Annotated in this window: 11 protein-coding genes; 8 read left to right on the forward strand and 3 right to left on the reverse strand. The window is 73.2% G+C overall.

All coding sequences use genetic code 11. The features are described from left to right. Positions 1 to 42: 42 nt before the first annotated feature. Entirely contained in the window at positions 43 to 300 is a 258-nt protein-coding gene (locus D7I43_RS21800; protein WP_120330391.1) for a DUF3040 domain-containing protein, read from the reverse strand. A 1,902-nt stretch (positions 301 to 2,202) separates the two neighbouring features. Beyond that, positions 2,203 to 2,883 (reverse strand): bifunctional DNA primase/polymerase, encoded by a 681-nt coding sequence (locus D7I43_RS21810; RefSeq protein ID WP_192902228.1) that lies wholly within the window; start codon positions 2,881 to 2,883, stop codon positions 2,203 to 2,205. A 235-nt stretch (positions 2,884 to 3,118) separates the two neighbouring features. Between D7I43_RS21810 and D7I43_RS21815 the strand changes: the two genes are divergently transcribed. From D7I43_RS21815 to mctP, 7 genes are all read left to right on the forward strand, one after another. After that, the gene (locus D7I43_RS21815; protein WP_120330393.1) at positions 3,119 to 4,348 is read left to right on the forward strand and encodes a helix-turn-helix domain-containing protein; all 1,230 of its coding nucleotides are present in this window, start codon (positions 3,119 to 3,121) and stop codon (positions 4,346 to 4,348) included. A gap of 16 nt (positions 4,349 to 4,364) precedes the next feature. Beyond that, positions 4,365 to 4,937: a flavoprotein gene (locus tag D7I43_RS21820; RefSeq protein WP_120330426.1), complete on the forward strand. Its 573-nt coding sequence runs from the start codon at positions 4,365 to 4,367 to the stop codon at positions 4,935 to 4,937. Between the two features lie 118 nt (positions 4,938 to 5,055). After that, on the forward strand, positions 5,056 to 5,892 hold the full coding sequence (locus tag D7I43_RS21825) for a Nif3-like dinuclear metal center hexameric protein (protein ID WP_420870229.1): 837 nt from the start codon (positions 5,056 to 5,058) through the stop codon (positions 5,890 to 5,892). Further along, complete coding sequence (locus D7I43_RS21830) at positions 5,882 to 6,619, forward strand: zinc ribbon domain-containing protein (RefSeq protein ID WP_120330395.1); 738 nt, start codon at positions 5,882 to 5,884, stop codon at positions 6,617 to 6,619. The genes D7I43_RS21825 and D7I43_RS21830 overlap by 11 nt, the downstream gene beginning before the upstream one ends. A 6-nt stretch (positions 6,620 to 6,625) precedes the next feature. Further along, the gene (locus tag D7I43_RS21835; protein ID WP_120330396.1) at positions 6,626 to 7,843 is read left to right on the forward strand and encodes a bifunctional RNase H/acid phosphatase; all 1,218 of its coding nucleotides are present in this window, start codon (positions 6,626 to 6,628) and stop codon (positions 7,841 to 7,843) included. A 192-nt stretch (positions 7,844 to 8,035) separates the two neighbouring features. After that, a complete protein-coding gene (locus tag D7I43_RS21840) occupies positions 8,036 to 8,278 on the forward strand; it encodes a DUF3311 domain-containing protein (protein WP_120330397.1) in 243 nt (80 codons plus the stop codon). Next, on the forward strand, positions 8,278 to 9,927 hold the full coding sequence (mctP, locus tag D7I43_RS21845) for a monocarboxylate uptake permease MctP (protein ID WP_120330398.1): 1,650 nt from the start codon (positions 8,278 to 8,280) through the stop codon (positions 9,925 to 9,927). Before D7I43_RS21840 ends, mctP begins: the two co-directional genes overlap by 1 nt. A 223-nt stretch (positions 9,928 to 10,150) precedes the next feature. Here the strand turns inward: mctP and D7I43_RS21850 are convergent, their stop codons facing one another. Further along, positions 10,151 to 10,618 (reverse strand): MarR family winged helix-turn-helix transcriptional regulator, encoded by a 468-nt coding sequence (locus D7I43_RS21850; RefSeq protein WP_120330399.1) that lies wholly within the window; start codon positions 10,616 to 10,618, stop codon positions 10,151 to 10,153. A gap of 53 nt (positions 10,619 to 10,671) precedes the next feature. Here D7I43_RS21850 and D7I43_RS21855 point away from each other — a divergent pair, with 53 nt between their 5' ends. Then, positions 10,672 to 11,904: an MFS transporter gene (locus tag D7I43_RS21855; protein WP_120330400.1), complete on the forward strand. Its 1,233-nt coding sequence runs from the start codon at positions 10,672 to 10,674 to the stop codon at positions 11,902 to 11,904. The last annotated feature ends 84 nt before the right edge of the window (positions 11,905 to 11,988 follow it).

Below are 11,988 nucleotides of genomic sequence, written 5' to 3' on the forward strand. Positions count from 1 at the left end.
GCGACCGGCGGGTACGGGGCCGGCCCGGCCGGCGACGGGCGGTCATAGCCAGCGGCGGCGGAAGCGCCACATGAGAACCGCGTTGGCCACCAGGACCACCGCGCAGATCGCGCCGGCCATCCGTCCGGCGAGCACGGTCATCGCCGGCAGGGCGGCCCACAGCAGGATGGTCAGCAGCATCAGATAGCGGCCGCGGCGACCGCGTGCCCGGTTGTCCAGCCGGGCGAAGAACGCCGGGTCGCTCTCCCGTAGCTGCCGAGTGATCTGTTCGAACCTGCGCTGATCCTCTTTGCTGAGCATGGCGGTGCCTTCCCCTCACGCGTTCAGCGGTTCGGCGGCTTACCCGTTGCGGCGGCGGCTCACGCCGCCTGTCGCCGGTCCTTTTCCCCGTTGCGGCCCGGCCATGGGCGCAGCGGGCCGGGCATCGCGCGGCGATTGCGGAGTACGGCGTGCGGGGCGGCGGGGTGCCCCGTGCGGAGCACTCCGGCACCGGCCCATCCGGGCCTCGACGCGGCCGGCGGCGGCCAGAGGCGCCCAGATTGCCGGAGACGGCGGAAACGCCCCATCGACGCCGTCGGGGCGCGCGCACGGCAGGTACCCCGCGCGGGGCGGGGGCGGCCGGGTGATGGGGCCACCGTCCCCGCGCCATGCCGGCAAAGAGGGAGCGTGCCATGCGGCGAGGGAGCGTGCCATGCGGCGACGGAGCGTGCCATGCGGCGAGGGAGCGTGCCATGCGGCAGCGGACGGTGCCATGCGGCAACGGCCCGCGCCATACGTCGCCCTCACCCAGACGCACGTGCAGCCGTCCAACGGCGCCGACCACGTCACGTCCCGGGCCGGGACCGCACTCGCCCAACCGATGCTGTCGACCTGCCCCATATCTGGGGCAATCGCGATCGCAGTCGCCCAGGCGATGCTGTCGACCTGCCCCATATCCGGGGCAATCGCGATCGCACTCGCCCAACCGATGCTGTCGACCTGCCCCATATCTGGGGCAATCGCGATCGCAGTCGCCCAGGCGATGCTGTCGACCTGCCCCATATCCGGGGCAATCGCGATCGCACTCGCCCAACCGATACTGTCGACCTGCCCCATATCTGGGGCAACCGGGACCGCAGTCGGCCCGGCGATGCTGTCGACCTGCCCCATATCCGGGGCAACCGCGATCGCAGTCGGCCCGGCGATGCTGTCGACCTGCCCCATATCTGGGGCAACCGGGACCGCAGTCGGCCCGGCGATGCTGTCGACCTGCCCCATATCTGGGGCAACCGCGATCGCAGTCGGCCCGGCGATGCTGTCGACCTGCCCCATATCTGGGGCAACCGCCTCCCGACGGCCGACACTGACCCGACGGCCGACACTGACCGACGGCCGACACTGGCCCGACGGCCGAGACGGGTGGGACGGCACCCGGGTCGCGTCAGGGGCGCATGCCCCATATCTGGGGCAGCTCGACAGGACACGTGTCTGCTGTGAACCGGCGACCGCCGGGCGCGCCGAGGCCACAACATCGAGGAAGTGGTGGCCTCGATCGCTCCTCGATGCGACAACATCCAGGAAGTTGCGCGATCTTGGCGAGTGACCCGCACGCGGAGGGCGTCGTGCGATTCGCCCGCTGGATGGCCCTGGCGGTCGACGAATTCGTGCAATCGGGACCGGCATCCGACGAGCAGCGCGACCACGCCGACCGGAACGAGCCGGCGGCGCGGGTGTGGGCCGACGCGGGCGTGATTCGCCAGCGGGCGGGCTCGGCACCCTCGCGGTGTCGGCGGGCCTCGGTCGCGTCGGCGGTGTCGGGCGACCTCAGGGTGTCCGGCGACCTCAGCGGTGTCGGGCGATCTCAGCGGTGTCGGGCGACCTCAGCGTTGTCCGGCCACCTCAGCGTTGTCCGGCCACCTCAGCGTGTCCGGCGACCTCAGCGGTGTCGGCCGTCTGGACGGTGCCGGCGGGCTTGGCGGTCAGCGGGCCGGGCGGTGGGTGCCGGCCGGGCGGGAGCCCATCGGCCGGGGGCGGCCGGGGCGCGAACCCGAGGGACGGGTGCCGGCCCAGCGCCGGCGTGGGCGGCTGCGGTAGGGCGGCTCGGTGCCGCCCGGGTACGGCGCGGTGTCGTCCGTGGACATGGTTTCCCCGCTCCCGGCGCGGGTCCGCGCCGTCGCCGTGCTCAACGAGGACGGACGCCCGGACGTCGCTGCCGGGTTCGGGTCACATGCCGCGACGGGGGAGCGGGAGGTGGCCGGGGAGCAGGTCCGAGGTGAGCGTGACGCCGGACGCCCGGAGGGCGTCGATGAGCGTGTTCTGCACCAGGTAGGAGTCGGGCAGCCGCCAGCGGGCCTGCTCGGGCGCGACCGCCCAGCGTACGGCGCCCTCCGGCAGCCGGGTCGGCGGCGCCGGGATCCACGAGCCGATCCCGTGCCGGACCACGTGGAAGCAGTGCTCCAGCTCCGGCCGGAGCGGGTCACCGGGGCGTACCAGGAACATCCAGCGGCCGGTGGGGGTCACCAGCACCGGCCCGCGTACGCCGGCGCCGGCCGGGTGGGTCTGCACCGCGTCGAGCACCCGGCGGCCCAGGTGGGCGGGGACCTCCAGCACGTCGAACGCCCGCCCGGTGGGCAGGAGGACACCGTGCGGGCGCGTCCGCCACCAGGTCGCCACCCGGGCCGGGTCGGCGCTGGCCGCGTGCTCCCAGTTCTCCAGTGCGGGGTGGCAGCCGATCGTCGGGCAGCCGGCCCGTCCACAGACGAAGCGGCTGCGGGCCAGGCACGCCCCCGGGGTCACCTCCCAGCCGTGGACGGCGTAGCGCACGGCGACCCGGCGCAGCCGTACCCGTTCCAGTGGCGACAGTTGCGCGACCCGCGGGCCGACATTCCCCCACATCGGTGCCATCTCCCCTCGTCGGGCCCGACCGCTCCGCGTTCTCACGTCGAGCGCCGTCACTGCCGTAACCCACGATCGTTGAGTTGACGAACGGCTGATGCAACTTGCACGAAAACTACGAGGACTGGCTCAACGGCTGACGCACTGGCTGTGCGACCAGCGAAAACCTGAAGACGACGAGCGCCGCTTCCACGGCCGCCGCCCGGCACACCGGCGACCACACCACACAGGGGAGGGATGGGAGATGGAGGAGCTACCCATAGGTCGTCGGGTGGCGTACTGGCGAGGCCGGCGCAAGATGTCGCAGCAGGTCTTCGCCGACCGGCTGGGCAAGTCGAAGAGCTGGGTGGACAAGGTCGAGCGCGGCGTGCGCCGGCTGGACAAGTTCTCGGTCCTCTACGAGATAGCCGACATCCTCCAGGTCGACGTGCAGCTGCTGCTCGGCAAGGACCCGGAGCGGCGGACCGACGCGCTGAACTGCATCGACCAGGTCGAGGTCGAGGAGATCCGGGCGGCCCTCGAACGGTACGACTCGATGAGCGCCTACTTCGACGCCGCCCCGTACCCGCCGCCGCTGGCCGACATGCGCAAGGCGGTCAACCACGCCTGGCTCACGTACCAGTACGGCCGCTACGGGATGCTGACCCGGGCGCTGCCGAAGCTGCTGCGCGACGCCCAGGCCGCCGACGCCGGCTACGGCGGCGACGACGCCCGGGAGGCCGCCCACCTGCTCGGGCAGGTCTACCAGATCGCCTCCTCGGTGCTGCGCAAGCTCGGCGAGTGCGACCTGGCCTGGCTCGCCGCCGACCGGTCGATGGCGGTCGCCCAGCGGGCCGACGACCCGCTGCTGGCCGGGATCGCCACGACCCGGGTCTGCAACGCGCTGGTCGCCATGGGACGCCCCCGCCCCGCGCTGGAGCTCAACGTCACGATCGCCAACCGGCTGGCGCCCGGCGGCGCGAACGACGCCTCGCCGGAGCGGCTCAGCGTCTACGGGATGCTGCTGCTCCAGGGCGCGATGGCCGCCGCGCGGATCGGTGACTCGGCCACCGTCGACGACCTGATCAACGGCGCGCGCGAGGCCGCCACCCTGCTCGGCAGCGACCAGAACCACTACTGGACGTCGTTCGGCCCCACGAACCTCGAACTGCACCGGGCCGCCGCGGCCGTCGAGCTGGGTGACGGCGGCCGGGCGGTCGAGGTGCACCAGCTCCACATCCAGGAGCCCGCGTTCAACGCCCTGCTGCCCGAACGGCGGGCCCACCACCTGCTCGACATCGCCCGCGGCTTCGCCCAGATGGGCGACGTCGCCAACGCCGGCGAGATGCTGTTGCGCGGCGACCGGCTCGCGCCGTCGGAGATCCGGTGCCGGCCGATCGCGCACGAGGTGATGTCGGACATCCTGCGTCGCACACGTGGTGCGCCGCCTTCTCCGATTGCGGAGTTGGCTGAGCACATGGGAGTAGGAGTATGAGCACGGAGCCGGCATGATGTCCGGCCCGCAATCCGTCGACGGGCGCCGCGAGGTGCTCTACGTCATCGCCTGCGGCTCGCCGCTGGCCCGGCACGTCGGACGGCTGGTCGACCTGGCCCAGCAGGACGGCTGGGACGTGTGTGTGATCACGACCCCGGACGGCGCGAAGTTCGTCGACCGGCCCGCCCTGGTCCGGCAGACCGGCCACCCCGTCCGGACGCACTACAAGCAGCCGGGCGACCCGGACCTGCTGCCGCCGGCGAACGCCATGATCGTCTGCCCGGCCACGGTCAACACGGTCAACAAGTGGGCCGCCGGGATCACCGACACCCTTGCGCTCGGGTTGCTCGTGGAGGCGCAGGGCCTCGGCGTACCCATCGTGGCCGTGCCCTTCACGAACGCGGCGATGGCCGCCCACCCGGCGTTCCGGGCCGGCCTCGCCCGGCTCGACGAGTGGGGGGTCACGGTGCTCTTCGGCGACCACGTCTTCCCGCTGCACGCACCCGGGACCGGAGAGCGGCACCTGCACGCGTTCCCCTGGGGGATCGGCCTCACCGCGCTGCGGGCCCGGCTCTGCCCGCTGGTCTGAGCGCGCGGTACGCGCAGCCTGATCGGCCCGGTCCGGCGGGGGAGGCGGCCGGGCACCGCCCGCGCCGGTAAGCTGGCCCGCCGTGAGCACAACCGCATCCGGACCGACGGTGACCGACGTGGTGGCCGAGCTGGAGCGGCGCTACCCGCCCGTCTGGGCCGAGGACTGGGACCGGGTCGGTCTGGTGCTCGGTGAGCCGTCCGCCCCGGTTCGCCGGGTTCTGTGCGTGGTGGACGTGGTGCCCGAGACCGTCGCCGAGGCGCTCGACGCCGGCGTGGACCTGATCGTCGCCCACCACCCGCTGCTGCTCCGCGGGGTCTCCTCGGTCGCGCCGACCACGTACAAGGGGCGGATCGTCCACCGGCTGATCCGGGCCGGGATGGCGCTCTACGTGGCGCACACCAACGCCGACGTGGCCGCCCCCGGGGTGTCCGACGCGCTCGCCGCCCGGTTCGGGCTGACCGACCTGAGGCCGCTGCGTCCGCCCGCGCCCGGCGCGCCCGCGTACGGCCCCGGGCGCGGTTTCGGCCGGATCGGTGAACTGCCCCGCCCCATGACCCTCGCCGAGCTGACCCGGCACGCCGCCGCCGTGCTGCCCGCCACCGCCTGGGGCGTACGCGCCGCCGGGGACCCGGATCGGACGGTGCGTACGCTCGCGGTCAGCGGCGGCTCCGGCGACTCCTTCCTCACCGACGCGACCGCCGCCGGCGTGGACGCGTTCCTCACCGCCGACCTGCGGCACCACCCGGCCGGGGAGCACCTCGCCGACGAGGGGCCCGCCCTGCTCGACGCCGCCCACTGGGCGACCGAGCGGCCGTGGCTGGACGACCTGGCCGCGCTCCTGCGGGAGGCGCCGGGGGTCGAGACCCTGGTGTCCGACCTGGACACCGACCCGTGGACCGTGCATGCTTGCGCACCCGCTGTGGACGACAAGGAGCCCCGACGTGAAGGCTGACCCGCAGGTCCAGCGCCGCCTGCTCGACCTCCAGGCGATCGACACCGCACTCGCCCAGCTCGCCCACCGGCGCCGCACGCTGCCCGAGCGGGCCGAGCTGGAGGCGCTGGCCCGGGAGCTGTCCGCGCTGGAGGACGAGCGGGTACGCGCCCAGGTGGCAGTCGACGACCTGGACCGGGACATCGCCCGGCTGGAGAAGGACATCGACCAGGTCCGGGCCCGCAAGGAGAAGGACGAGGCGCGGCTCGCCGCCGGCAGCGGCCCGGCCCGCGAGCTGGAGGCGCTCCAGCACGAACTGGTGTCGCTGAACCGCCGGCAGAGCGACCTGGAGGACGCCGAGCTGGAGCTCATGGAGCAGCGGGAGACCGCCCAGGGCGTCCTCGACGGCGTGGAGCAGCGGCTCGCCGAGGCGCGGGAGAAGCGGGCGGCCACCGAGCAGCGCCGCGACGAGAGCCTCGCCGAGATCGCCAAGGAGGAGGAGTTCAGGCGGTCGGCGCGGGCGCCGCTCGCCGCGGACCTCCCGTCCGACCTGGTGGCGCTCTACGACCGGATCCGCGAGGACACCGGGCTCGGCGCCGCGCTGCTCACCGCGGGCCGCTGCGGCGGCTGCCGGTTGGAGCTGGCCGGCGCCGACCTGGCCCGAATCCGCGCGGCGGCCCCGGACGACGTGGTCCGCTGCGAGGAGTGCCGGCGGATCATGGTGCGGACGAACGAGTCGGGTCTGTAGGCGGCGATGGCGTCACGGGTGGTCCTGGTCGAGGCGGACGGCGGGTCCCGGGGCAACCCCGGCCCGGCCGGGTACGGCGCGGTGGTCCGCGACGCGGACACCGGCGAGGTGCTCGCCGAACGGTCCGGGTCGATCGGGGTGACCACCAACAACGTGGCCGAGTACCGGGGCCTGATCGCCGGGCTGGAGGCCGCCGCCGACCTCGGCGCCACGGAGGTCGAGGCCCGGATGGACTCGAAGCTCGTGGTGGAGCAGATGTGCGGCCGCTGGCAGATCAAGAACGCCGGGCTGCGGCCGCTCGCCGCGCAGGCCGCGGAACTGGTCAGCCGCTTCGCCGCGGTGCGCTTCACGTGGGTTCCCCGGGAGCGCAACCGCCACGCGGACGCGCTGGCCAACGCCGCCATGGACGAGGCGGCCGGCGCGCCGGCCCGGCCGGTGGTCGACCGGCCCCGCATCGTCGAGCCCCCACGTGAGGTCGGCGGCGCCGACCCGGCGGCCCGGGATGCGGCCCGCGAGGTCGCCGCCCACGCCGCCACGGCGCGGACGACCGGCAGCGACGCGACCACGGCACCCGCCTCCTGGGAGCCCCGCCCCAGCCTCACGGCGACCCGGCTGCTGCTGGTGCGCCACGGCGAGACCGAGTACACCGAGCAGCGGCGCTACTCCGGCCGCGGTGACGTCGCGCTCTCCGCCCGGGGGCGGGAGCAGGCGCGGGCCACGGGCGCCCGGGTGGCCGCGCTGGCGCCCGGTGCGGTCGCCGTGGTCACCTCACCGCTGTCCCGCTGCACGGCGACCGCCGAGGCCATCGCCGCGGCGCTCGGCGGTGTGCCGGTACGCCGCGACGACGACCTCATCGAGTGCGACTTCGGCGCCTGGGAGGGGCGGACGTTCGCCGAGGTGCGCGAGGGCTGGCCGGGCGAACTGGACGCCTGGCTCGCCTCGACGGCGGTGGCGCCGCCGCAGGGGGAGTCGTTCGTGCAGGTCGCCGAGCGGGCGACACGGGCCGTGGCCGCGCTGTGCGCCGCGTACCCCCGGGAGACCGTCGTGGTGGTCTCCCACGTCTCGCCGATCAAGCTGATCCTCCGCGACGCCCTCGCGGCCGGCGACGCCTTCCTGCACCGGCTCTACCTCGACGCCGCCGGCATCTCCGTGCTGGACCTGTGGCCCGACGGCGGCGTCGCGGTCCGGTCCGTCAACGACACCGCCCACCTGGCGAGCGTCTGAGTCAGCCGGCCAGGAACCTGGCCGGCATCGGGGCATCGCGCCAGATCCAGTCGGCAACCTGTGGCCCACCATTCGGCGCAGCGGATCCGCCGTTCGGCGCAGCACCACCGGAACGGGAAGCGTGACGCCCGTCACACAGTCGTAGCCTCCGGCCGTCACAACGCGAGTCATGACTTCCCGGAGGTGTGTCACATGGCTGCACCGGACCCGGAGGCGCCGCTCACGGCGTCGTCCAGGGCGAAGGACAAGAGTCCCTGGAACTGGCTGCTGCTCGTCCCGATCGTGGTGCCGCTCGTGCCCGCGTTCTTCAACGGCGACTCGCCACGCCTGTTCGGCTTCCCCCGCTTCTACTGGCTCCAGCTCGCCTACATCGTCCTCGGCGTGGCGACCACCACCGTGGTGTACCAGCTCACGAAGAGGCGGGGTGACCGCTGATGTGGCGCGACCACCTCACCGAGATCATCATCTTCACGCTGCTGTTCCTGCTGGTCAGCGCGATGGGCTTCGTGGCCGCGCGGTGGCGGGCCCCGAGGGACATGGCCCACCTCGACGAGTGGGGGCTGGGCGGGCGCAACTTCGGCGGCTGGATCACCTGGTTCCTCGTCGGCGGTGACCTCTACACGGCGTACACGTTCGTGGCCGTGCCGGCGCTCGTCTTCGGCGCGGGCGCGATGGGCTTCTTCGCCGTGCCGTACACCATCGTCATCTACCCGCTGGTGTTCCTGGTGCTGGTCCGCCTCTGGTCGGTGTCGCACCGGCACGGCTTCGTCACCCCGGCCGACTTCGTCCGCAGCCGGTTCGACTCGCCCGTGCTGGCGCTGCTGATCGCGATCACCGGCATCGTCGCCACCATGCCGTACATCGCCCTGCAACTGGTCGGCATCGAGTCGGTGCTCAAGGCCATGGGAGTCACCGGCGAGAGCACCATCGCCCGGCACCTGCCGATCATCGTGGCGTTCGCCATCCTGGCCGCGTACACCTACCAGTCCGGGTTGCGGGCGCCCGCGCTCATCGCGTTCGTCAAGGACTCGCTCATCTACATCGTGATCCTCGTGGCGATCTTCTGGCTGCCGTACAAGCTCGGCGGCTGGGACGACATCTTCGCCGCGGCGGACGCGAAGTTCGACGCCTCACCGGCGCCGGGCGACGGGGTGCTGCTCAACGCCAACAACCAGCTCCAGTACGTGACGCTCGCGTTCGGTTCGGCGCTCGCGCTCTTCCTCTACCCACACAGCCTCACCGGTGTGCTCGCCAGCCGGAACCGGGACGTCATCAAGCGGAACATGTCCGCCCTGCCCGCGTACAGCCTGCTGCTCGGGCTCATCGCGCTGCTCGGTTACATGGCGATCGCGGCCGACGTGACGCCGTTGCCCGGTGCGAAGGAGGGCACCACCGACAGCAACACGATCGTGCCGCTGCTGTTCGACCAGCAGTTCCCGGACTGGTTCGCCGGCGTCGCGTACGCGGCCATCGGCATCGGCGCCCTCGTGCCGGCGGCGATCATGTCGATCGCGGCGGCGAACCTGTTCACCCGCAACATCTACAAGGAGTACCTGCGGCGCGACGCCACCCCGGCGCAGGAGGCGAACGTCTCGAAGATCACCTCGCTCGTCGTGAAGATCGGCGCGGTGGCCTGCATCGTCTTCCTCGACCCGCAGTTCTCCATCGACCTGCAGCTCATCGGCGGCGTGATCATCCTCCAGACGCTGCCGGCCGTGGCCCTCGGCCTCTACACCCGCTGGTTCCACCGCGGCGCGCTGGTCGCGGGCTGGGTGGCCGGCATGGGGCTCGGGATGTGGATGCTCTACCAGATCTCCAGCCCGACCCGGAAGCACTTCGCCGGCTCGGCCTTCCCGCTGGAGAAGTTCGGCTTCGACACCCAGAAGACGATCTACGTGGGGATCGTGGCCGTCCTGGTCAACCTGCTCGTCGCGGCGCTCGTGACGCTGCTGCTGCGGGCGGTGAAGGTCCGCGACGGCGTCGACGGCACCCAGCCGGACGACTACTTCGCCGACGAGGGCGACCCGCGTGTGACCCCCGGCGACCGCCGGGACGCCGACGCCGCCCCCGAACCGGTGGCCTGACGGAATCCGGCCCCCGCACGAGCGCCCGGCGCCGTGCGGGGGCCTGCCGGTCGTGCGGGCGGTGGTCGGCCGGACCTGTGGCCGGCGCCGTCCTGCGGTCGGCGTCGCCGCTGGCTGGTCCTGCGCGCCGACGGCCCGTTCCCGGCCAGCCGGTCCTGTTGGCCGGGAACGGGCCAGGCTGGCCGGTTGTGCGGGCGGCCTGGCGGTCCGCTTCCCGGTCGGCTCAGCGACGGGGGCGGCGTTCGAGGGACTGGTTGAGCCGGTACAGCATCTCGGCGAGGGTGTCCCGGTCCTCCGGCGCCCAGTCGGCGAGGATCTCGCCGTAGAGCCGCGTGCGGGCCGCCTGCACGGCGGCCATGCGCTGCAGGCCGGCCGGAGTGGGGGAGACCACCATCCCGCGCCCGTCGTGCGGGTCGGGCTCGCGGGTGATGAGGCCGTCCCGCTGCATCGCCGAGACCTGCCGGGTCACGGTCGAGCCGTCCAGGTCGAGTCGGGCGGCGAGCGCCGAGACGTTCTGCGGGCCGGCGTCGGCCAGGTGCCGCAGGATGACGTACGCCGCGCGGTCGAGCACGCGGTGCTCGGCGCTGGTGCGCCGCCGGGTGGCCTCGCCGAGCCGCATCAGCATCGCCACCTCGGTCTCGATCCGGCCCAGAGTGACGTCGCCGGCTTCCGTGGAGATGTCCTCGCCCATAGCTGTATGATACAGGAGAATTACCTGTACGATACAGCTACTTGGGAGGCGGAGTGGATCGGCGCGCCGAACCGAACCGCAGTGCCATCTACGCCACCACGCTGGTGGCGTTCCTCGCCATCGCCGGCATCGCCGTGGTGGACCCGATCCTGCCGGCCATCGGCGAGGCGATCGGTGTCACCGCCTGGCAGGTCGAGCTCCTCTTCACCGCGTACATCGCGGTCATGGCCGTCGGCATGATCCCGGCGACCCTCGCCAGCGGCCGCTTCGGGTTCAAACCGGTGCTGATCACCGGCGTGTCCGTGGTCGGGCTCGCGGCCATCCTGGCGTCGTTCAGCAACAACATCGTCCAGCTCAGCGTGCTGCGCGGGGTCTGGGGCCTCGGCAACGCGATGTTCTTCGCCACCGCCATGGTGGTGCTCGTCAACCTGGCCGTCGACCGGGAGTGGGTGGTCGGCCTCTTCGAGACCGCGCTCGGGCTCGGCTTCGCCGTCGGCCCGCTGCTCGGCGGCCTGCTCGGCGAGGTGAGCTGGCGGCTGCCGTTCTTCGTCTGCGGCGTGTTCATGGTGCTCGCCCTCGCGGTGGCCGCCCGCAAGCTGCGCGAGCCGACCAACCGGCAGGCGCCGGTGCGCGTCGGGCAGATCTTCGCCACGTACCGGCGGCCCGCGTTCGTCGCGCTCTGCGCCGTCACCGCGGCGTACAACTTCGTGTTCTTCGTCGTCCTCGGCTACACGCCGCTGTTCCTCGGCCTGGACGTCGTGCCACTCGGGCTGGCCTTCACCGGCTGGGGTCTCGGCCTGGCGGCCGGCATCCTGGTGATCGGCCACCGGCTCGCCCACCGGATCGGGGCGGTGCAGACGGTCGGTGTGGCCGTCGCCGGGCTCCTGGTCTGCATGGTGCTCTTCGCCACCTCGTCCGGCACCACCGAGTCGCTGGTCGTGCTGGTGCTCTCCGGGCTCTGCATGGGCCTGGCCAACGCCAACCTCACCGACCTGGCGCTCGGCCTCGGCTCCCGCGACCGCCGGCTCGCCACCGGGGCGTTCAACCTGGTGCGCTGGGGCGCCGCCGCGCCGGCCCCGATCATCGCCGGGAAGCTCGCCGAGCGCTCCCTGGCGCTGCCGTACTGGGTCGGCTTCGCGGTGCTCGCCGCGGGCGTGCTGGTCTACCTCGCCACCGCCCACGTGATGGCCGCCGGCTACGGGGAGCGGGTGCTCTGGTCCCGCTGGAACCGCGCCGCCGCCCGCGCCGAGGGCGCCCCAGAGGAGCCGGTCGGCGAGGCGTACTGACCCCCCCCCCCCCCCCCCCCCCCCCCCCCCCCCCCCCCCCCCCCCCCCCCCCCCGCCAGACGCCCCCTCTGAACTCCCCTCCCC

The sequence above is a fragment of the Micromonospora globbae genome, from assembly GCF_003610785.1.
GTDB classification, from domain to species: Bacteria; Actinomycetota; Actinomycetes; order Mycobacteriales; family Micromonosporaceae; genus Micromonospora; species Micromonospora globbae.

Bases quoted from the DNA above. Each gene is read 5' to 3' on its own strand.
- D7I43_RS21800 (WP_120330391.1), bottom strand. From the start codon at position 300: ATGCTCAGCAAAGAGGATCAGCGCAGGTTCGAACAGATCACTCGGCAG.
- D7I43_RS21810 (WP_192902228.1), bottom strand. From the start codon at position 2,883: ATGGCACCGATGTGGGGGAATGTCGGCCCGCGGGTCGCGCAACTGTCG.
- D7I43_RS21815 (WP_120330393.1), top strand. From the start codon at position 3,119: ATGGAGGAGCTACCCATAGGTCGTCGGGTGGCGTACTGGCGAGGCCGG.
- D7I43_RS21820 (WP_120330426.1), top strand. From the start codon at position 4,365: ATGTCCGGCCCGCAATCCGTCGACGGGCGCCGCGAGGTGCTCTACGTC.
- D7I43_RS21835 (WP_120330396.1), top strand. From the start codon at position 6,626: ATGGCGTCACGGGTGGTCCTGGTCGAGGCGGACGGCGGGTCCCGGGGC.
- D7I43_RS21840 (WP_120330397.1), top strand. From the start codon at position 8,036: ATGGCTGCACCGGACCCGGAGGCGCCGCTCACGGCGTCGTCCAGGGCG.
- mctP (WP_120330398.1), top strand. From the start codon at position 8,278: ATGTGGCGCGACCACCTCACCGAGATCATCATCTTCACGCTGCTGTTC.
- D7I43_RS21850 (WP_120330399.1), bottom strand. From the start codon at position 10,618: ATGGGCGAGGACATCTCCACGGAAGCCGGCGACGTCACTCTGGGCCGG.